The 19,753-nt window shown below is 46.8% G+C and carries 19 protein-coding genes; 3 read left to right on the top strand and 16 right to left on the bottom strand.

The features are described 5' to 3' along the window. Positions 1-21: 21 nt before the first annotated feature. Positions 22-486, top strand: a complete 465-nt coding sequence (locus tag WJQ40_RS10005; protein WP_337539794.1) for a hypothetical protein — start codon at positions 22-24, stop codon at positions 484-486. An 83-nt stretch (positions 487-569) separates the two neighbouring features. Here the strand turns inward: WJQ40_RS10005 and WJQ40_RS10000 are convergent, their stop codons facing one another. The 6 genes from WJQ40_RS10000 to WJQ40_RS09975 form a co-directional block, all read right to left on the bottom strand. Further along, positions 570-1,415 (bottom strand): DUF2225 domain-containing protein, encoded by an 846-nt coding sequence (locus tag WJQ40_RS10000; RefSeq protein ID WP_337403600.1) that lies wholly within the window; start codon positions 1,413-1,415, stop codon positions 570-572. Between the two features lie 9 nt (positions 1,416-1,424). After that, positions 1,425-3,134, bottom strand: a complete 1,710-nt coding sequence (locus tag WJQ40_RS09995; RefSeq protein WP_337539835.1) for a glutamine--tRNA ligase/YqeY domain fusion protein — start codon at positions 3,132-3,134, stop codon at positions 1,425-1,427. A 98-nt stretch (positions 3,135-3,232) separates the two neighbouring features. Continuing rightward, positions 3,233-4,222 (bottom strand): DHH family phosphoesterase, encoded by a 990-nt coding sequence (locus WJQ40_RS09990; protein WP_337539791.1) that lies wholly within the window; start codon positions 4,220-4,222, stop codon positions 3,233-3,235. Next, complete coding sequence (locus WJQ40_RS09985) at positions 4,219-6,933, bottom strand: EAL domain-containing protein (protein WP_337539788.1); 2,715 nt, start codon at positions 6,931-6,933, stop codon at positions 4,219-4,221. Before WJQ40_RS09985 ends, WJQ40_RS09990 begins: the two co-directional genes overlap by 4 nt. Positions 6,934-6,965: 32 nt before the next feature. Continuing rightward, positions 6,966-8,420 carry an IMP dehydrogenase gene (gene guaB, locus WJQ40_RS09980; protein ID WP_118797484.1) on the bottom strand — a complete coding sequence of 485 codons (1,455 nt, stop codon included), beginning with the start codon at positions 8,418-8,420 and terminating at the stop codon, positions 6,966-6,968. Positions 8,421-8,459: 39 nt separating this feature from the next. Then, complete coding sequence (locus tag WJQ40_RS09975; RefSeq protein ID WP_118797483.1) at positions 8,460-8,957, bottom strand: DUF6106 family protein; 498 nt, start codon at positions 8,955-8,957, stop codon at positions 8,460-8,462. Between the two features lie 240 nt (positions 8,958-9,197). On the opposite strand from WJQ40_RS09975, the gene WJQ40_RS09970 reads away from it, so the two are divergent. Further along, a complete protein-coding gene (locus WJQ40_RS09970) occupies positions 9,198-10,049 on the top strand; it encodes a hypothetical protein (protein ID WP_337539785.1) in 852 nt (283 codons plus the stop codon). An 80-nt stretch (positions 10,050-10,129) separates the two neighbouring features. Here the strand turns inward: WJQ40_RS09970 and WJQ40_RS09965 are convergent, their stop codons facing one another. From WJQ40_RS09965 to WJQ40_RS09925, 9 genes are all read right to left on the bottom strand, one after another. Then, complete coding sequence (locus tag WJQ40_RS09965; RefSeq protein ID WP_337539783.1) at positions 10,130-11,449, bottom strand: aspartate kinase; 1,320 nt, start codon at positions 11,447-11,449, stop codon at positions 10,130-10,132. 60 nt (positions 11,450-11,509) lie between these two features. Then, complete coding sequence (locus tag WJQ40_RS09960) at positions 11,510-12,712, bottom strand: homoserine dehydrogenase (protein WP_118797480.1); 1,203 nt, start codon at positions 12,710-12,712, stop codon at positions 11,510-11,512. Positions 12,713-12,765: 53 nt separating this feature from the next. Then, a complete protein-coding gene (locus WJQ40_RS09955; protein WP_262573756.1) occupies positions 12,766-13,203 on the bottom strand; it encodes an ACT domain-containing protein in 438 nt (145 codons plus the stop codon). Positions 13,204-13,338: 135 nt separating this feature from the next. Next, the gene (gene gatB, locus WJQ40_RS09950; protein ID WP_337539780.1) at positions 13,339-14,769 is read right to left on the bottom strand and encodes an Asp-tRNA(Asn)/Glu-tRNA(Gln) amidotransferase subunit GatB; all 1,431 of its coding nucleotides are present in this window, start codon (positions 14,767-14,769) and stop codon (positions 13,339-13,341) included. A gap of 1 nt (position 14,770) precedes the next feature. Then, on the bottom strand, positions 14,771-16,231 hold the full coding sequence (gene gatA / locus WJQ40_RS09945) for an Asp-tRNA(Asn)/Glu-tRNA(Gln) amidotransferase subunit GatA (RefSeq protein WP_337539775.1): 1,461 nt from the start codon (positions 16,229-16,231) through the stop codon (positions 14,771-14,773). 14 nt (positions 16,232-16,245) lie between these two features. After that, positions 16,246-16,539, bottom strand: coding sequence for an Asp-tRNA(Asn)/Glu-tRNA(Gln) amidotransferase subunit GatC (gatC, locus tag WJQ40_RS09940; RefSeq protein WP_118797476.1), 294 nt, complete (start codon positions 16,537-16,539; stop codon positions 16,246-16,248). 31 nt (positions 16,540-16,570) lie between these two features. Continuing rightward, on the bottom strand, positions 16,571-17,752 hold the full coding sequence (locus WJQ40_RS09935) for an acetyl-CoA C-acetyltransferase (protein ID WP_337403622.1): 1,182 nt from the start codon (positions 17,750-17,752) through the stop codon (positions 16,571-16,573). Positions 17,753-17,791: 39 nt separating this feature from the next. Beyond that, entirely contained in the window at positions 17,792-17,920 is a 129-nt protein-coding gene (locus WJQ40_RS09930) for a hypothetical protein (protein ID WP_337539772.1), read from the bottom strand. Then, on the bottom strand, positions 17,907-18,209 hold the full coding sequence (locus WJQ40_RS09925) for an immunoglobulin-like domain-containing protein (RefSeq protein WP_337539834.1): 303 nt from the start codon (positions 18,207-18,209) through the stop codon (positions 17,907-17,909). The genes WJQ40_RS09930 and WJQ40_RS09925 overlap by 14 nt, the downstream gene beginning before the upstream one ends. Before the next feature lie 480 nt (positions 18,210-18,689). Between WJQ40_RS09925 and WJQ40_RS09920 the strand changes: the two genes are divergently transcribed. Further along, the gene (locus WJQ40_RS09920) at positions 18,690-19,094 is read left to right on the top strand and encodes a C-GCAxxG-C-C family protein (RefSeq protein ID WP_118797682.1); all 405 of its coding nucleotides are present in this window, start codon (positions 18,690-18,692) and stop codon (positions 19,092-19,094) included. Positions 19,095-19,131: 37 nt separating this feature from the next. Here WJQ40_RS09920 and WJQ40_RS09915 read toward each other — a convergent pair. Then, a partial coding sequence (locus WJQ40_RS09915; RefSeq protein WP_337539769.1) for a hypothetical protein occupies positions 19,132-19,753 on the bottom strand: 622 nt, incomplete at its 5' end.

The following is a 19,753-nucleotide window of genomic DNA, read 5'->3' as shown; positions in this document are numbered from 1 at the left end:
GATCTTGAAAGGAGTTTTTCGATGTCTAAGAGTTTTGGTAAATTTTTACTTTGCAGCGCTTTAGTTGCCGGTGCCGCCTATGGTGCTTATTCCTATCTCCAGAAGAAGGATATCATTACCCATCCTGAAGCCGGTGATGATACTGATGATGATTTTGACGATTTCAGCGAAGACCTGGACGAGGATCTCACTTCTTCTAAGGAGCGTTCCTATGTTTCCTTAAATCTTGATAAGGCAGAGGCTCTTGCCACAGAGGCTTTCCATAAGGCCAAGGAAGTGATCACCGACTCCGTCCAGCAGGTAAAGGACACCGTGAAATCCGTTGCTGATAATCAGAGTGCCCATACCTCCTTTACCGATCTTTCCGAGATTGCCAGAGAGGATGTCAAAGAGGCTTCTGAAGCAGCTGAACCATCTGAAGAAGCAGCCGAAGAATCTGAAGATACTGTAGAAGAATTCTTTGATGATGAAGATCCTGCGCAGTAATCCGGCATGAAATTTCCCGGATCATCTCCTAAATAATAAAATAAGACCGCATATCATTTACTGGTATGCGGTCTCTTTTATCGTTATTTCTTACCCATCTGCTGAAGCAGCTCATCCTTTACTTCTCTTGCCTTATCCTTGATCCTGTTGTTTACTGTTGGCGTATTCAGGATATTATAGATGAGTCTGGATGAAATATCATATTTTTCAAATTCCATGGCAAGCACAGCGATCAGATACTCCAGTGTCACCTCGTCCATACCGCAGATCGGATAGCTTTCTGTCTGCCTGGCGTTGATCAGTCCATCCAGGGCATTCTTCAGGAAATCCTTTTCCTGCTCCTTGATCTCCTGTATTTTCTTATTGTAATCCTCTACTGCAGGATCCAGATTTTCACCCATGCTGCGAAGGAGCCATCCTGCCTTCAGACAGATATATGCCTTCTCACTGACCTTGCCGTGCTTTACGATCGTATTGGCAAGGCATAGCTTATAACGGTACAGTGCCTCCTCATAAGTATAGGTTTCCTTTTCCTCCTCTACCGGATGGAAATTTGCAGAAATATTTTCTTTGATCGCTTTGATCTGTCCTGCTGTCAGTCCTCCAAAGAATCTGGTAAGCGCTGCATAGCCACAGTGCGGACAGATCACCACATCATATTTCAATGGCTCCATCTGATCATAAAGCGGCCGAAGATCCCTGTCTGTTCCGAGAGAACGTAATTTTCCGGAACGGACTGTTTTTGCTTTAAAGCCCTGATAGCAGACCGGACATTCATAGCTCTTATCAAACAGGAATGTTTCTTCCTTCACCTCTGGTTTTTCCTCTGCCTGCTTTTCTGCCTCTTTATCCTCAGGCTGCTCATATACTTCCATATTTTCAAGACCTCCAAGTCCAATCTCGGAAAGTCCACTTAATAATCCAGCCATATTTTCCTCCTACGCCTTAGGTAATACATATGAGCTCTTCAGAGATACGATCCTGTTAAATACCGGTGCGCCCTCCACAGAGTCCCTAGAATCCACACAGAAATATCCCTGTCTGACAAACTGGAAGCTGTCATAGGGCTTTCCGTCTTTCAAAGCCGGCTCTAAATAACATTCCTTCAGCACGGTCAGGGAATTGGGGTTCAGGTTCAGGCTTCCATCCTCATTGTATACACCCTTTTCCTCATCTATAATATTTTCATAAAGTCTTACTTCTGCTTTCACTGCTTCCTTTGCAGGAACCCAGTGAATGGTTCCCTTTACCTTACGGCCGGTAAAGCCGCTTCCGCACTTCGTCTCCGGATCGTAGGTGCAGTGTACTTCTATGATCCTGCCATTTTCATCCTTGACGCAGCCGGTACAGGTTACAAAGTAGGCATTCATCAGACGAACCTCATTGCCTGGAAACATACGGAAGTACTTTCTCGGAGGCTCTTCCATAAAGTCCTCTCTCTCTATATACAGCTCCCTGCCAAAGGGTACCTGTCTTGTTCCCATAGCCTCATTCTCAAGATTATTAGCTACGGTGAGCATCTCTGTCTGATTCTCCGGATAGTTATCAATGATCAGTCTGACAGGATCAAGAACCGCCATCATTCTCGGTCTCTTCAGCTTCAGATCCTCTCTGATACAGTACTCCAGCATGGCATAATCTGCAGATGAATTACTCTTGGAGATACCACAGAGATCCACGAACATCTTGATGGACTCAGGTGTAAAGCCTCTTCTTCTCAGGGCTGCGATAGATACAAGGCGGGGATCATCCCATCCGTCTACAATTCCATCCTCAACCAGCTTCTTGATATATCTCTTACCAGTTACCACATTGGTCAGATACATTTTGGCAAACTCGATCTGTTTGGGTGGATGAGGATACTCCAGTTCTCTTACGACCCAGTCATACAGTGGTCTGTGATCCTCAAACTCCAGCGTACAGATGGAGTGGGTGATTCCTTCAATGGCATCCTCAATTGGGTGCGCAAAGTCGTACATCGGGTAAATACACCATGCATCTCCCGTATGCTGATGGGACAGATGCGCCACACGGTAAATGATAGGATCTCTCATATTGATATTGGGAGATGCCATATCGATCTTTGCACGGAGCGTTCTTTCTCCATCGGCAAAGCCGCCGTTCTTCATCTTTTCAAACAATTCCAGATTTTCTTCTACGCTGCGGTCTCTGCTGGGATCATTCTTACCGGGCTCTGTCAGAGTACCACGATACTCTCTCATCTCTTCTGCAGAAAGCTCGGAAACATAAGCCTTTCCCTTTTTGATCAGCTTCACAGCACCTTCATACATCTGTTCAAAATAATCCGATGCAAAGAACAGCCTGTCTTCCCAGTCAGCTCCAAGCCATTTGATATCTGCCAGAATGGAATCTACAAATTCTGCCTTCTCCTTCGTAGGGTTGGTATCATCAAAACGCATATTGAACTTGCCGCCATACTCTTTTGCAAGTCCATAATTTAAAAGGATGCTCTTGGCATGTCCGATATGAAGATATCCATTGGGTTCCGGTGGAAATCTGGTGTGCACAGTATCATAGACACCCTCTGCCAGATCCTTATCAATAATCTGCTCAATAAAATTTCTGGAAACAGTTTTTTCTGCTTCTCCTTCGGTGGTCACATTTTCTTTCAGTTCTTTTTCGCTCATTCCTGTCCGATACCATAAGCCGCAGACCGGCTCTGGCTTTACCTCCTGCATTTTCCGTTACTCTTATCCCACATCATAGCACATTATTTTTTAATATGCTATTCCTTTCCGTGAGTTTTCTCCAGTTTCTCAAAATAATCTTCCAGCTTCTGATTAAAATAATTCTCTGTAAATTCCATATCAAGGATCCTGAAAATACTGGTTCTTTTCATTCTGCCGGCTGCCTTCAGAAGATGACCGCCTCCGCTCCCGTCCTCTCCGGCCAAAAGCGCTGCCAGTTCATCTGCATGAACCTCTTCAATACAGCTCCTGAGGGAAAAGATGATATCCTCCTCCAGAACCGCAAATACCACACAGATGTGGATCTCTTCCACCTGTATCATGAAATCACTGATCATTCCAAGAATATTCGGATCACAGGGTGCTGACCTTACGATCGCATAATGAAAATCTTCATTATATATGTGATGAAGCAGTGCCCTTCCGGCGATCTCCAGCTCCCGGAGGAACAGATTGGAATTTTTAAAAAGAGTGATCAGTCCCTTATCATAGGAAAGTGCATCCCGCATTTCTGTATCTTCCGATGCTGCAATGTCGGAAAACATGTTGGTGTCGCAAAGTAGTCCATAATAAAGAGCTGTCTTCAGCTTATCCCTGCCTTCAAAGGAATACCCCTCTGCCTTCATCATCTGCCACACCAGTGTAGAACAGCTTCCAAGACCGGACTGGATTTCTGTCAGTGGGATTCCTGTGATCTCTACCTGATGATGATCGATCACCGCCACATTTTCCGCTGACAGGTGTGTCACATTTCCTGCGCCATACTGACAGTCAGTTGTGATCAGCAATCCCTTTACCGGTACATCCTGATCCTTCAGGTATACGACAGGTATATCAAGCTTATCGATCATCAGAAGCAGATTTGGCTTCTGGATCTGATTTACCCCACTATAAACCAGCCTGACATCCTTTCCCTTGTCTTTAAAATAACAATACAAGCCAAATCCTGATGCCAAAGCGTCAGCATCAGGATTGTCATGACATTGTATCGTAATTGGATTGAACTGTTCCAGCTGTTTCAGATTCATTTTTTCTTTGTTCCCTTCTGATTTTTCGGAAGGTCAGGTGCATATTTCCTTTCAAAATCCTCTCTTTTTAAGGGCTTATCAAAATAGTACCCCTGGATCAGTCCTACATTCATTTTGGACACAATATAGAACTGGCCTTCTGTTTCCACTCCCTCGACACAAAGGTTTACACCGATCACCTGTGCCAGTTCAGCGATCATACGGACAAAGGACTTTGCATATACGTCCATTTCCAGATTTCTGATAAAGCTCTGATCCACTTTGATCACATCAAGCGGAAGCTCTCTGATATGGTTCAGGGAAGAATAACCGGTACCAAAATCATCCAGTGCGATCCTTACCCCAAGCTCCTTGATCCTTCCAAGAATTCCCTTCATTCTGTCCATATCATTGATGGCAAGGCTCTCTGTTACCTCCAGCGTCAGATTACAGGGACTTATCCCACTGTCATGAATAGCACTTTCTACAATTTCAACAATATCACTCTGCAAAAGCTGGATGACAGACAGATTGACATTCACCTTATAATCCGGATAACCATTCTGATTCCAGTAGCTGCAGATCTTGCAGGCTTCCCTGAGGATATGGTTTCCGATCGGATTGATCAATCCCAGATACTCTGCAAGCGGAATAAACTCTGCCGGTGAAATAAAGCCAAGCTCCGTACTGTTCCACCGGATCAGTGCCTCTGCACCTGTACACTTCGGCTTCTCACCCCTGATATCCATGATCGGCTGGAAAAAGATCTCGAACTCCTGATTGCCCTTGGCTGTCGCCTCACGCATATTCTTTTCCATATCCAGTCTTCTTCCTGACAGACTGCCGATCTCCAATGTGTAATTGGAAACTCTGTTCTTACCTGCCTTCTTGGACTCATACATGGCGATATCTGCCTTTTTGATGAGTTCATGGACGACCTCTCCATTGTCAGGGAACTCTACTACACCCATACTCATGGTGCAGTAGTAATCCGAATCCTTTAAAAACCAGGGTTTCATAAAGATGTCTTTGATTTCCTGGATGATCCTGTTAAGCTCCTGATAATGCTCAGGTGCCACAATAATGACAAATTCATCACCGCCCATACGGTAGCAGGTATTCTCAATTCCTTTGATCCTCTGAAAATTATGTGCGATCGCCTTTAGCAGTACATCACCATACTGATGTCCCAGTCCGTCATTGATATGCTTGAAATCATCCAGGTCAAGATAAAGGAGCGCACCCTTTTTCTTCTTTTTACCGGCTTCATCCACATATCTTGCCAGATCCCTTTCACAGCACATTCTGTTGGAAAGTCCTGTCAGAAAATCGGTATGAGCCTGCTGTTCCAATTTCTTCTGATATACCTTTTTCTCAGTCTCATCGTACAGGGCAACCAGCATTACATTTCTTCCATCTACCCAGCACATTTTTGTATAATAAACCTCAAACCACTTGCCGGGATCCTCAAGGAACAGTTCCCCGATTCCTTTCTCCGCCACAATCGTCTTTTCAAGCAGCTTGTTGATATTTCCGTTTTTCAGTTCTTCACCGAAAATGCCACGCATATTCCGGTTGGTGAACAGGCTATTCCCCGTTTCAAAATCCCTGACATAAACAGCGCCGCCCACATTATCAAGAATAGTTTCCAGACAGGCATAGGAGCCTGCCAGTGAATTCTTCTGGATCCTTCTTGTAAGGATACTCTGCAGGATCTTCATGGCATCCGCCAGGAACTTGATCTCTTCCTTCTGCCAGATCCTGTCCTCCCTTTTCTCCGTGAAAACGCCATACATATCGACCTTTCCAAGGATCATGATGGGAATTACCACAAGTGCATGGATCCCAAATGTTTCCAGCTCTTCTCTTTCTTCCTTCTTAAGTCCTGAACTGTCAGATAAAATAAAAGCCTTATCATCATCCTTGATAAAGAAGGGCTTTTTCTGAGCTGCATCTGCCTCCAGTCCCCAGACCTCCTTCTGGTTACACCAGTGGGACAGGATATCGATCTCATCCCTCTGCTTTGTCCTTCTGCACAGAGCTGCTGTGCTTAAATCCAGAAAGCTTCCTACTGTCCGCAGGATCCGGAGCATTAATTTCTCAATTGCATCATCATTTTCCAGAAGCTGGATGATCTCTGCCAGTGCTTCTGTACGTTTCAGGTTGGCTTCCAGTGCCTTGGCCGAATACTGGCTTCTCCGGCTCTCTGCTTCTGCATTCAGCGTATGGGCTGCACTGCTGACCAGATCCCTCGAAAACTCGCTGACGGCATCGATCACGCGGTTAAATGCCCTCGCTGTGATCATGGATTCAAAGCCGAGCAGTCCTGGCCTGTCATTCTCTTCTTCCTCAAAGTCATCAGAAAGCACACCAAAGATCACCCAGTTAAGAACAGGTCTTCCAAACGCCCTGGCAGTGATCACTGCCATGCGCAGGTTGGAATACCCTGTCTCTTCAATTGCCTGATCCTCAAGTGTGCTTTCACATACTCTCGTAAGCATATTCTGCAGCTGTTCCTGATCAATGGCCTTCATCAGCCTTGCTGCTTCATCAGGATTGCCGGAAAGGGCTGTGAGAGGAGTCCCATCGCAGTCTACAAAGCATGCAAATACATTTACTGACTGGCACAGAAGCTTCTGCCATTTCTCCAGATTTTTCTTCTCCTTGAAGTTCTGTATCATGTATTCACTATCTGTACTGTACTTTCTTTTGTCAAACTCAACTGTCGACATGATGTTCTCCTCTTTTCTGCCGCATTCTATTTTTATTCATCCACGCTGTAGTTAGGAGCTTCCTTGGTGATATGGATATCGTGAGGATGGCTCTCCTTCAGGGAAGCTGCTGAAATCTTGACAAATCTTCCCTTCTCCTTTAGCTCTTCGATGGAAGCTGTTCCACAGTAGCCCATACCGGAACGGAGACCACCCATCAGCTGGAATACAGTATCTTCTACAGTTCCCTTGTAAGCCACACGGCCTTCTACACCTTCCGGAACCAGCTTCTTTGCATTCTCCTGGAAGTAACGGTCTTTGCTGCCGTTCTCCATGGCTGCAATAGATCCCATACCACGATATACCTTGTATTTACGTCCCTGATACAGCTCAAAGGTTCCGGGGCTCTCATCACAGCCTGCAAAGATGCTTCCCATCATGCAGACATTTCCGCCTGCAGCGATCGCCTTGGTCATATCGCCTGAGTACTTGATACCGCCATCCGCAATGATCGGGATGCCATATTCCTTGGCAACTGCATAGGAATCCATGATTGCGGAGATCTGGGGTACACCGATACCTGCTACAATACGTGTCGTACAAATGGAACCGGGACCGATTCCTACCTTGACTGCATCAGCACCTGCCTCGATCAGTGCCCTTGTTCCTTCACCGGTTGCCACATTTCCTGCAATGATCTGCAGCTCCGGGAATTTCTCCTTGATCATCCTGACGCAGTTCAGTACATTCTGGGAATGTCCGTGTGCACTGTCAAGAACGATCACATCTACCTTGGCATCTACAAGAGCTGCTACTCTGTCAAGTACATTGGCTGTAATACCAACACCGGCACCACACAGCAGTCTTCCCTGTGCATCCTTGGCTGAAAGAGGGTACTTGATCGTCTTCTCGATATCCTTAATGGTGATCAGACCTACCAGATTATAATTGTCATCCACGATAGGAAGCTTTTCCTTTCTTGCCTTGGCAAGGATCTTCTTTGCTTCCTCCAGTGTGATCCCTGCCTTGGCAGTGATCAGTCCTTCACTTGTCATGGATTCCTTGATCTTCTTTGTAAAATCTGTTTCGAACTTCAGATCTCTGTTGGTAATGATACCAACGAGCTTTCTTCCCTCTGTGATCGGGACACCGGAAATACGGAACTTGGCCATCAGTGCATCGGCATCAGCCAGTGTATGATCCGGAGTCAAAGAAAACGGATCGGTAATAACACCGTTCTCAGAACGCTTTACCTTGTCTACCTCTTCTGCCTGTGCTTCGATCGACATATTCTTATGAATAATACCGATACCACCCTGTCTGGCCATGGCAATCGCCATTCTGTGTTCTGTTACTGTGTCCATTCCGGCACTCATCATCGGAATGTTCAGCTTGATTTTTTTTGTCAGCCAGGTTGTAAGATCTACCTGATTCGGGATTACATTGGAATAGGAAGGTACAAGCAGTACATCATCAAATGTAATTCCTTCGCCAATTATCTGACCCATTTTCTCTCCTCCTGTTATATTCTTTTTTTAAAAGATCATTTAATCTTTAAAAACCTTTCTGGGAGCGACGAACTGCATCGCCTTGACCATTTCCTCACTGGGCTCGAAAATGACCTTCTGATTGCCCTCATAATAAAATACAAAGCGCTTATCCGGCTGTTTCTCTTCTCCGGAGCTGTAATCAACATTCTTACTGGTCTGTCTGTTTTTGAAATTGTCCAGGTGCCAAGACTTGACAGGTGCAACGATTTCCATTTTGTCGAGAGAATAAACCGCAGCTCTCTTTCTCTTGCTCTTGGCCATGACCTTGTCCACCGTCAGCTCTCTGTCAAGATAGAGATACTCATACTCGAGATCGGTATTCATATAAACAAAATAAGCTGCAACACCAAACAGGATCGCCGGGATCAGTGCTATGATAAATACCATGCCAACCAAGACAAATCCGACTGTAAGCATGATCAGAAGTATCTTTAAAAAGGACATATATCCCGGTGTTTTTCTTTTTACCAGACATTCCACATAGGTTTCGTTCATTTTATCTGCCTTTCTTTTCTCTATATAGTTTCAAAGCCTTACCCGATAATGATAGTATATTTTCAGTCAACATGCAAGTGCTGCTGCCCATCTGAAAGTTTAGTGTCTGAAAATTTAGGAAAATTTCACAGATTGCATATTTTGTTTCGTTGACAGTCAATTTTTGAAAAGCTATGATATGAGTTAGAGGCTATTTTAATATACCTCTTTTAAAATTGCAAGAAAAACAGAGGAATTTATATGTTTGATGAAAAGAAACAGAAGAAAAAGTACACAGGTGTACGGGATGAGATCCGGGAGCAGCAGAAAAAAACAAAGGATATGACTCCGAAGGAACGGCTTGCCTATTTCTGGTTTTATTATAAGGTACCTTTCATTGCCGGGATCGCAGCCGTTATTTTCCTGTCCGTCATGATCCATGATATGATCACAGCAAAGGACTATAATTTTTATGCACTGATGCTGAATTCCCAGAATCTGAACGATACGGCCATCAGTGAATCCTTCAGTGAATATGCTGACCTTGATAATGAAAAATATGAATGCTACATTGATACGATGACGACTCTTTCCTTAAAGGACTACACACAGTACGACATGGCAACCTATCAGAAGATCATTGCGCAGGCAGCCACCAATGATTTCGATGCCCTTGTCCTTGATTCAGCCGTCTTTTACAAGCTTTCCATCAGCGGCTTTATGGTGGATCTCCGGACTGTCCTAAGTGAAGAAGAGCTGGCTGCCTACGAAGGAAATATCTATTATATAGACCAGGCTGCCATCGACAGGGCTGATGAGGCTGACTCGGATGATCCGGAAGCCACAGCGTTTTACAGCAAAATGGAAAATGCCACCAATGCTGTGATCAAAGCAGATGCCGAGGAACATAAGCATCCAGAGAACATGGAGGAGCCTGTTCCTGTCGGTATTTATATAGAAGACAGTCCCTTTATAGAGAAGACAGATTCCTATCATGGTCTGATCCCAGTCTTTGGAATTGCTTCTACCAGTCAGCGGATGGATAAGGCTGCCACATATCTTTCCTATTTATATGATGACAGCATTCCCTTTGAAGCGATGGTTCTGCAGTGACTTAAAAACCTCCTGCGAGATATTCCTGCAGGAGGTTCTTTTTATCTTTGTCAGCTTTTATTCTTTTATTCAGGAGCTGCTCAGATCCTTGCTACTACGAAAATATCGTAGATCGCCTTGATGGCTGTCTCGAAGTCATCATTGGCAACACCGATGATGATATTCAGCTCACTGGAGCCCTGGTCGATCATCTTGACATTGACATTGGCATGTGCCAGTGCGGAGAAGATCCTTCCGGCAGTTCCTCTTGTGGACTTCATGCCACGTCCTACGACGGCGATCAGTGCCAGGTCGGCCTCGATATCAATGGAATCAGGGTCTGCCAGTCTGTGGATGGCAGAAACCACCTTCTGTTCCTTATCCATGAACTCATCCTGATGAACAAATACGGTCAAGGTATCGATACCGGACGGTATATGCTCAAAGGAAATACCATTGTCCTCAAAGGCCTGCAGTACTTTGCGCCCAAAGCCTATCTCAGAATTCATCATGGCCTTTTCAATATTAACAGAACAGAACCCCTTCTTTCCAGCTACACCGGTAATGGTGTACCTGCACTTCTGGCAGGTGCTTTCCACGATCCAGGTTCCTGTATCCTCCGGACTGTTGGTATTGCGGATGTTGATCGGGATCCCCTCTCTTCTTACCGGAAAGATTGCATCCTCATGGAGAACGCTGGCTCCCATGTAGGAAAGCTCCCTCAGTTCTCTGTAGGTGATAGTTTCAATAGCTTCCGGCTGGTCGATGATCCTGGGATCTGCGATCAGGAAGCCGGATACATCTGTCCAGTTTTCATATACATCTGCCTTGACAGCCCTTGCCACGATAGAACCTGTCACATCCGAACCGCCTCTTGAAAAGGTCTTTACCCTGCCGTCTGCGTAGGCACCGTAAAAGCCGGGCACAACAGCCTTTTCCACATCCTGCAGTCTTGCGCTTAATATCTCATTGGTTACTTCAGCATCAAATTCACCATTGTCTTTAAAACGGATTACTTCAGCGGAATCAATAAATTCATAGCCAAGGTATGCTGCTATGATAATACCGTTCAGATATTCTCCACGGGAAGCCGCATAATTCTCGCCGGTCTTTTCTTTAAAGTTCTTCTCGATCAGCTTAAACTCATCTGCCAGAGACAGGGAAAGAGAAAGTCCATCGATGATCTCCTGGTATCTTTCTGCAATGGCTTTCAGCTCTTTCTTGAAATCTGCGCCCTCTTCTGCCAGATGATAGCAGCTATAAAGCATATCCGTTACCTTGGTATCCCCTGAAAAACGCTTTCCCGGGGCTGAAGGAACCACATACCTGCGTTCCGGATCCGCATGGATGATATCCGCTACCTTCTGAAACTGTGCTGCGCTCGCCAGAGAGCTTCCTCCAAACTTAACTACCTTTTTCATTTTTCCATTCTCCTCATTTTCGAAATCTTCGATCCCGTACCTGTTTTCACAGGATATATCTTATGCTTCCATCCTGATACGGCTGATGATGCCTACTGCATCTGCTTTTTCATTAAATTCCTTTTCACTCATCACATCGGTCACGAATGCAAACTCACCCTCCACATCTGCCTCAATGACTCTGACGGATTTGAAGGTATCAATGGCTTCTTTTTCTTTTGCCACATCCACTCTGACGAAAAATGCCCTTCTTGCCTCACTGACATCAGAAACCTTCACATCCTCATCATCCCAGAAGCACATGATCACCTTACCAATATGTCTTGCACAGTCAACAACGTCAGATACGACAGCACTTGCAGTGGGAAGCTTTCCTGCTCCCTTACCATAGTACATGGAATCGCCCAGCATATTACCGTGTACGCAGACTGCGTTAAATACATCATTTACCATATAAAGCGGATTGTCACGGCTGATCATGAACGGTGCTACCATGGCAAAAAGCTTACCATCTACTTCCTTGCTCTGTGCCAGAAGCTTGATGGTTCTGCCCATAGCCCTTGCATAAACGAAGTCTGTTGCTGTGATCTTCGTGATACCCTCTGTATAGATCTCTTCATATTTTACATTTTTGCAGCACATCAGAGATGAAAGGATGGCGATCTTACGGCAGGCATCATAGCCTTCCACATCAGCCTCCGGATTTCTCTCTGCATAGCCCTTTTCCTGAGCTTCCTTCAAAACAGCCTCAAAATCTGCACCCTCTCTGTCCATCTTGGTCAGGATGTAGTTGGTCGTTCCGTTCAGGATACCGGTGATAGCATCAATCTTCTCTGCTGTCAGGGAGTAGTTCAGGGGACGGATAATCGGGATACCGCCGCCTACACTGGCCTCAAAGAGGTAGTTGCATTTGTTCTCATGTGCCACCCGGATCAGCTCAGGTCCATGGGCAGCTACCAGTTCCTTATTGGAAGTGCAGACACTCTTGCCAAGACTCAGAGCTTTCTTTGTAAAGTCATAGGCGGGCTTTAAGCCTCCCATGGTCTCACAGATGATCTTTACTTCCGGATCATCCAGGATCATATTAACATCGTGCACCACCTTATCCTCATAAGGATCCCCCGGAAAATCCCTCAGATCCAGAATGTATTTTACATTCAGTTCCTCACCGGACTTCTTGTTGATCTCAGCCTTGTTCTTTTCAATGACCTCTACTACACCGCTTCCTACGGTACCGTATCCTAACACTGCTACCTGTATCATATTCGTTTCCTTTCTTTGTGAGACTCATGCAGGATTTCCTGCAGCAGCCTAAATTATTCTTTCGCTAAAAGTTTTACATTTCTGACACCCTTCTGTGCTTCCATGGCTTCCAGCATATCTGAAACATCTCCTGTCGTCGGGAGAACCTGTATACTGAGGCTTAAAGATGCCACGCCATTGATCGGAATACTCTGATGGATCGTCAGGATATTGGCTCCGAACTGTGCGATGATCTTCAGCACATCGGAGAGAAGCCCCGGCTCATCCTCCATCTGAAAGGTAAGAGTGATCGTCGTTCCCTGGGAATGCTCATGGAACTCAAAGATATCTTCCTTGTACTTGTAAAAAGAGCTCCGGCTGATCCCCACCTGATCGGCTGCTTCATTGACCGTATGCGCCCTGCCGCTGTCGAGCAGCTTCTTGGCTTCCACTACCTTTAAAAGCACCTCAGGCACCGCCTGCTCCTTTACAACATAAAATCTGTTTCCCATGAATGTTCTCGTCCTTCTATAAAAGACATTTGTACGTTACCGAGGGATATTCTAGCACATTCTTTTTTTAAAGGCAAGAAGAAAATAAAAAAGAAGGTCACCACCAGCCAGGCAGTGCCTTCCTTTTAATCTTTTCTACAGCAGTTCCTTCAGCATCTTGTTGATCATGCCGGGATCTGCCTTGCCCTTCATGGCTTTCATGGTCTGTCCGACCAGGAAGCCGATCGCTTTTTCCTTGCCGCTCTTATAGTCCTGCACAGACTGGGGATTATTTGCGATCACTTCCTCTACAGTCTTTCGCAGAGCCCCTTCGTCATTGACGGTCTTTAAGCCTTTTTCCTCTACGTACTTCGCAGGATCCACATCGCTTTTGAAGATCTCTTCAAAAACCTCCTTGGCTACGGAGCTGTTGATCTCCTTCTTATCTGCCATGGCGATCAGCGCAGCCAGATGCTCCGGTGAGAAACGGATATCCTCCGGCTCCATGTCATTTTCTTTCAGAAGACGGAGCGTTTCCACCATCAGCCAGTTGGAAACCTTCTTGGGCTGTGCCCCAAGGGCAACAGTAGCCTCAAACAGGTCTGCCATGCGCTTGCTTCCTGTGATGATATCAATATCATACTCAGGAATGTCAAACTCTTCTTTATATCTTGCCATCTTTTCTTCGCGGAATTCGGGCTGTCTTTCTCTGATCCTGTCAAGGAATGCTTCATCAACCTCTATCGGTACCAGATCAGGATCCGGGAAATAACGGTAATCCTGGGCATCCTCCTTGCTTCTCATGGCATAGGATTCACCCTTATTGTCATCCCAGCGTCTTGTCTCCTGGATAACCTTTTCTCCTGATTCCAGAAGGTCGATCTGACGCTCTCTTTCTCCTTCGATGGCTCTTGCGATAGCCTTGAAGGAGTTCAGGTTCTTCATCTCGGTACGGGTACCGAATTCTGCCGCACCAGCCTCCCTGATGGAAAGGTTGACATCGGCACGCATGGAGCCTTCCTGCAGCTTACAGTCAGATGCGCCAAGATACTGGATCGTCATACGGAGCTTCTCCAGATAGGCGATCACCTCTTCTGCACTTCTCATGTCAGGCTCGGATACGATCTCGATCAGCGGCACGCCGGAACGGTTATAGTCCACAAGAGAACAGTCATTCCACTCGTCATGGACCAGCTTGCCGGCATCCTCTTCCATATGGATCTCATGGATTCCCACATATTTCTTGTCCTTCTCTGTCTCGATCTCTACCTTACCATTACGGCAGATCGGCAGATACAGCTGGGAGATCTGATAGTTCTGCGGATTATCCGGATAGAAATAATTCTTTCTGTCAAATTTGCAATATCTGGTGATATCGCAGTTTGTGGCAAGTCCTACCGCCACTGCGTATTCCAGCACCTGCTTATTCAGTACGGGAAGGGATCCCGGCATACCGGTACAGACCGGACAGGTGTGGGTATTGGGTGCACCACCGAAGGCTGTGGAACATCCACAGAAAATCTTGGTCTTCGTCGCCAGCTCTACATGCACTTCCAGACCGATGACGGTTTCATATTGCTTTTCCATGTCAGTTCTCCTCCTTCCTTACAAATGCACCTCTTGCTTTTTCATAGGTATAGGCGGCACGGATCAGATTCTTTTCCTTGAAGCAGTCACCAATGAGCTGCATGCCGATCGGCAGACCCTTACTGTCCCTGCCGCAGGGAATGGAAAGTCCGGGCAGTCCGGCCAGATTGATGGAAATAGTGTAAATATCTCCAAGATACATCTGGATCGGATCGCTTAAGCTCTCTCCGATCTTCGGTGCAGTAGTGGGTGCTACCGGTCCGAGGATCACATCATACTTGGCAAAGGCTTCGTCAAAGGCCTTTTTGATCAGTGCCTTCACACGCAGTGCCTTCAGATAATAAGCATCATAATAGCCGGAGCTCAGTACAAAGCTTCCCAGCATGATTCTTCTCTTTACTTCAGCACCGAAGCCCTCAGAACGGGATTTCTTGTACATATTGTGAAGTCCCTGATATTCTTCGGTACGGTATCCGTATTTGATGCCGTCAAACCGCTCCAGGTTGGAGCTGGCTTCTGCTGCTGCGATCGTATAATAGGTGGGGATTGCATATTCCACCAGGCTTAAATCAAATTCTTCTACGATGGCTCCCTTTTCCTTCAGAACCTCTGCTGCTCTCAGGACAGCTTCCTTTACTTCGGGATTTAGACCCTCTCCAAAGTAATCTCTCGGAATACCGATCTTCATTCCCTTTACATCCTCTACGAGCGCAGAGGTAAAGTCAGTATCCAGTCTTTCTACGGAAGTGGAATCCTTGCTGTCATGGAACGCGATCGCTTCCAGAATGGTCGCACAGTCCGTCACATCCTTGCAGAGGGGTCCGATCTGGTCAAGTGAGGAACCATAGGCGATCAGACCGTAACGGGACACCGTACCATAGGTAGGCTTCAGCCCCACAACACCACAGAAGGATGCGGGCTGTCTGATCGAACCGCCGGTGTCAGAGCCAAGGGCATAGAAGCATTCCTCTGCTGCCACTGCTGCCGCACTTCCACCGGAGGATCCACCCGGTACATGCTCCGGGTTCCAGGGATTTCTTGTCACGCCATATGCAGAAGTTTCTGTAGTGGAGCCCATGGCAAATTCGTCCATATTAGTCTTGCCAAGGATCACAGCCCCTGCCTTCTGAAGGTTTAAAACCGCCTCTGAGGTAAAGGTGGGTACAAAATTATAAAGGATTTTGGAAGAGCAGGTGGTCAGCAGTCCCTCGGTACACATATTGTCCTTGATGGCTACCGGCACACCGGCAAGAGGCCCGCTTAACGTTCCGTCATTGATCTTTTTCTGGATCTCCTCTGCCTGCTTTAAAGCACCTTCCCTGTCTACAGTCACATAGCAGTGATAGGTGTCTTCCTTTTTCTCAATATTGTCAAGGACTGCCTCTACGGCTTCCTTAACGGTGACTTCACGCTTTTTGATCGCCGCTGCAAGCTCTACGGCAGTCATGCTTAATATACTCATATTCTGCCGTCCTCCTATTCAAATGTACGGGGTACTACGAACATCCCGTCTTTTTCTTCCGGTGCATTTTTCAGGATGGCTTCCCTGTCATCTCCATTGGTCACCACGTCCTCACGGAATACGTTGCTGACATGGAACACATGGGACATGGGCTCTACTCCTTCGGTATCCAGTTCGGAAAGCTTGTCAATATAATCAAGCATGCTTCCCATATCCTTCTTTGCCTGCTCCTTCTCTTCTTCAGAAAGCTCAAGCTTGGCAAGGATTCCTACATAATCAATGGTTTCGTCTGAAATGATATTTGCCACGTTTTTCTTTCCTTTCAAAAAACTTCAGATACTAATCTCTTGTGACGATGGCTGAGCAGCCCATACCGCCGCCTACGCAGAGGGTTGCAAGTCCCTTCTTTGCATCTCTCTTTGCCATCTCATGAAGCAGGGTAACCAGAATACGGCAGCCTGATGCTCCTACCGGATGTCCCAGTGCAATAGCACCGCCGTTTACATTAAGCTTGTCCATATCAAAGCCAAGGTCATGTCCTACGGCTACGGACTGTGCTGCGAACGCTTCATTTGCCTCGATCAGATCAAAGTCAGAGATCTGGTAGCCTGTCTTCTTCATAACCTTTCTGGTAGAAGCCACAGGGCCTACACCCATGATACGTGGTTCTACACCTGCCAGCTCGCCGCCGATCCAGGTTCCCATAGGAGTAATGCCAAGTTCCTTTGCTTTCTCTTCGCTCATAACGATGATGGCTGCTGCACCGTCATTGATACCGGAAGAGTTGGCTGCTGTTACGATACCGCCTTCCTTAAATGCGGGACGGAGCTTACTGATGCCCTCTGCGGTAACACCCTTACGTGGACCTTCATCTGTATCAAAAATAATGGTTTCTTTCTTTTTCTTTACCTCTACCGGAACGATCTCATCCTTGAAGCGCCCTTCTGCCTGTGCCTTTTCACACTTGTTCTGGCTCCATGCAGCAAATTCATCAAGCTGCTGCCTTGTAAGTCCCCAGTCCTCTGCTACGTTCTCTGCTGTCATTCCCATATGATAGCCTCCAAAAGCATCATGCAGGGCATCACGCAGAAGCGCATCGTCCATCATGGCTGCTCCCATACGGTAACCGAAACGTGCATCATAAAGAAGGTAAGGTGCCTTGCTCATATTCTCCATACCACCTGCCACGATGATATCAGCATCCCCACTGGCGATCAGCTTGGCTGCAAGGTTTACACAATGAAGACCGGAACCGCAGAGTACGTTAATCGTAGTCGCCGGAACCTCTACCGGGATTCCTGCGTTAACTGCTGCCTGTCTTGCAGGGTTCTGTCCAAGTCCTGCCTGGATGACACAGCCCATATATACCTCATCAACCTGCTCCGGCCTTATACCGGTCCTCTTCAGAGCCTCTTTGATCACAATGGTTCCCAGATCCGGTGCGGGTGTTGTACTTAAGGTACCTCCCATGGTTCCGATCGCTGTACGGCATGCGCCTGCTAAAACTACTTTTCTTGCCATAATCTTTTCCTTCTTTCTTTTATGATAAATCATTATTCTTTACATGATTCTGTGCATGGCATTTCTGTCTGCACACATATATTTGTAATTTACTACTTTTCCCCGCTTCTGTCCACTGTTTTGCGCTTCTGTCAGCACTCCTGCCGGTCTCTTATCAGTCAGGATCATAATCTGCCGTCAGCTCAAAGACCGCTTCCATATCTGACTTGATCAGCTTATATACTCCTGCCTGCAGCTTCCCGTAGGGCTTCAGATCACAGGTTACGGTCGCTTTCGTCAGATCCGGGATGCTGCAAGCAATATCATGCCATACGATATCACTTTCCGGCTCCACCTTCACAAAGGAATCTCCCTCCTGCCTCTGCAGCTCATAGTCCTCTCCGTAGGTCATCTCATAACCACTGTGGTTATCGATCTCAAGCGTCAGGATTCCATCTTCAAGCTTTACCGCTGTCATGGTCATTTCCAAGGGCATGGTAGAAATGTTATTCTCCATGGGAATGATTCCTGTACTGCTTCCGCTCCCTGCATCAGCCGCTGCGCCCTCTTCTCCTGTTTCTCCTCCGGGAAGCTTTCCGGCAAGGAAAATAGAGGTTGGCCCGTCTGCGCCTCCGATGATAGAAACAGCGTCTCCATTTTTGTGTATCGTTACATTTCTGGCAGCCCATGTGCCTGCGCCGCAGACTGCTACGACGATACCCGCTATGATCCAGAATTTTTTATTTTTGTAAAAAGACATTTTCTTCCTCCTTTTCGTTCTTAAGCCCGGAAAATTGAGCGTTTGAATCGCTTAAATCATAATACATTGTATCAGATTCCCGGAGTTTATAAAACACCCAAAATTCAGGCTGGAATATCTTCGTGCACTTCAGGAAAATATGGTATAATAAGAATGTGTGAATCTATAAGATGACAGAAAGAAAGGATACTTATGAAAATGGATAAGAAAGAACTTGCTATCGCATACCACGATAAGAAATTCAACTGCTGTCAGGCTGTAGCCTGCGCTTTCGCTGGAGAAGTTGGCGTAAGTGAGGAAGTATTGTTCAAGGCGGGAGAAGGCTTCGGTCTTGGCATGGGCGGTATGGAAGGTACCTGCGGTGCCCTGTCAGGTGCTATCATGCTGGCTGGCATGAAGAACAGTGACGGAAACATCGAGAATCCCGCCACCAAGGCTTCTACCTACCAGCTTTCCAAAGAACTGCTGAACCAGTTCCGTGAAAAGACCGGCAGCACCGTATGTAAGGAGCTGAAGGGAATTGAAACCGGCAAAGTACTGTGCTCCTGCCCTGACTGCATCCGTTGTGGTGTGGAAGTCGCTGAGAAGGTACTATTCTCCTAAAAGCTTTATTAAAGAAGCTCTCTTATCTCAGGCTGGTCTATTTATTGATGGCAGGCGGGGTATGAGAGCTTCTTTTTGCTCCCTGTGCCCCGCCCGGCTCGGATTTTCTCTCTTCTTCCCTGCTTTTTCTCTGCCGGCGGGGCACCACAGGCTTCTTTTTGCTCTCCATGCCCCGCCCGGCTCGGATTTTTTCTCTTCTTCCCTGCTTTTTCTCTGCCGGCGGGGTATCACAGCTCTTTTTCTTCTCCTGTGCCCCGCCCGGCTCGGATTTTCTCTCTTCTTCCCTGTTTTTTCTCTGCCGGCGGGGCACCACAGGCTTCCTTTTGCTCCCTGTGCCCCGCCCAGCTCGGATTTTCTCTCTTCTTCCCTGCTTTTTCTCTGCCGGCGGGGCACCACAGGCTTCTTTTTGCTCTCCATGCCCCGCCCGCCTCGGATTTTCTCTTTTCTTCCCTGCTTTTTCTCTGCCAGCGGGGCACCACAGGCTTCCTTTTGCTCCCCATGCCCCGCCCGCCTCGGATTTCCTCTCTTCTTCCCTGTTTTTTCTCTGCCGGCGGGGCACCACAGGCTTCTTTTTGCTCTCCATGCCCCGCCCGCCTCGGATTTTCTCTCTTCTTCCCTGTTTTTTCTCTGCCGGCGGGGCACCGAAGCTCTTTTTCTTC

Origin of the sequence: Suilimivivens sp., from assembly GCF_037359455.1 — a bacterium.
Taxonomy (GTDB): domain Bacteria; phylum Bacillota; class Clostridia; order Lachnospirales; family Lachnospiraceae; genus Suilimivivens; species Suilimivivens aceti.
The sequence above is the reverse complement of the archived record's forward strand: the minus strand, read 5'-3'. Positions and strand labels throughout refer to the sequence as shown.

Bases quoted from the DNA above. Each gene is read 5' to 3' on its own strand.
- WJQ40_RS10005 (WP_337539794.1), top strand. From the start codon at position 22: ATGTCTAAGAGTTTTGGTAAATTTTTACTTTGCAGCGCTTTAGTTGCC.
- WJQ40_RS10000 (WP_337403600.1), bottom strand. From the start codon at position 1,415: ATGGCTGGATTATTAAGTGGACTTTCCGAGATTGGACTTGGAGGTCTT.
- WJQ40_RS09995 (WP_337539835.1), bottom strand. From the start codon at position 3,134: ATGAGCGAAAAAGAACTGAAAGAAAATGTGACCACCGAAGGAGAAGCA.
- WJQ40_RS09990 (WP_337539791.1), bottom strand. From the start codon at position 4,222: ATGAATCTGAAACAGCTGGAACAGTTCAATCCAATTACGATACAATGT.
- WJQ40_RS09985 (WP_337539788.1), bottom strand. From the start codon at position 6,933: ATGTCGACAGTTGAGTTTGACAAAAGAAAGTACAGTACAGATAGTGAA.
- guaB (WP_118797484.1), bottom strand. From the start codon at position 8,420: ATGGGTCAGATAATTGGCGAAGGAATTACATTTGATGATGTACTGCTT.
- WJQ40_RS09975 (WP_118797483.1), bottom strand. From the start codon at position 8,957: ATGAACGAAACCTATGTGGAATGTCTGGTAAAAAGAAAAACACCGGGA.
- WJQ40_RS09970 (WP_337539785.1), top strand. From the start codon at position 9,198: ATGTTTGATGAAAAGAAACAGAAGAAAAAGTACACAGGTGTACGGGAT.
- WJQ40_RS09965 (WP_337539783.1), bottom strand. From the start codon at position 11,449: ATGAAAAAGGTAGTTAAGTTTGGAGGAAGCTCTCTGGCGAGCGCAGCA.
- WJQ40_RS09960 (WP_118797480.1), bottom strand. From the start codon at position 12,712: ATGATACAGGTAGCAGTGTTAGGATACGGTACCGTAGGAAGCGGTGTA.
- WJQ40_RS09955 (WP_262573756.1), bottom strand. From the start codon at position 13,203: ATGGGAAACAGATTTTATGTTGTAAAGGAGCAGGCGGTGCCTGAGGTG.
- gatB (WP_337539780.1), bottom strand. From the start codon at position 14,769: ATGGAAAAGCAATATGAAACCGTCATCGGTCTGGAAGTGCATGTAGAG.
- gatA (WP_337539775.1), bottom strand. From the start codon at position 16,231: ATGAGTATATTAAGCATGACTGCCGTAGAGCTTGCAGCGGCGATCAAA.
- WJQ40_RS09935 (WP_337403622.1), bottom strand. From the start codon at position 17,752: ATGGCAAGAAAAGTAGTTTTAGCAGGCGCATGCCGTACAGCGATCGGA.
- WJQ40_RS09930 (WP_337539772.1), bottom strand. From the start codon at position 17,920: ATGATCCTGACTGATAAGAGACCGGCAGGAGTGCTGACAGAAGCGCAA.
- WJQ40_RS09925 (WP_337539834.1), bottom strand. From the start codon at position 18,209: ATGACAGCGGTAAAGCTTGAAGATGGAATCCTGACGCTTGAGATCGAT.
- WJQ40_RS09920 (WP_118797682.1), top strand. From the start codon at position 18,690: ATGGATAAGAAAGAACTTGCTATCGCATACCACGATAAGAAATTCAAC.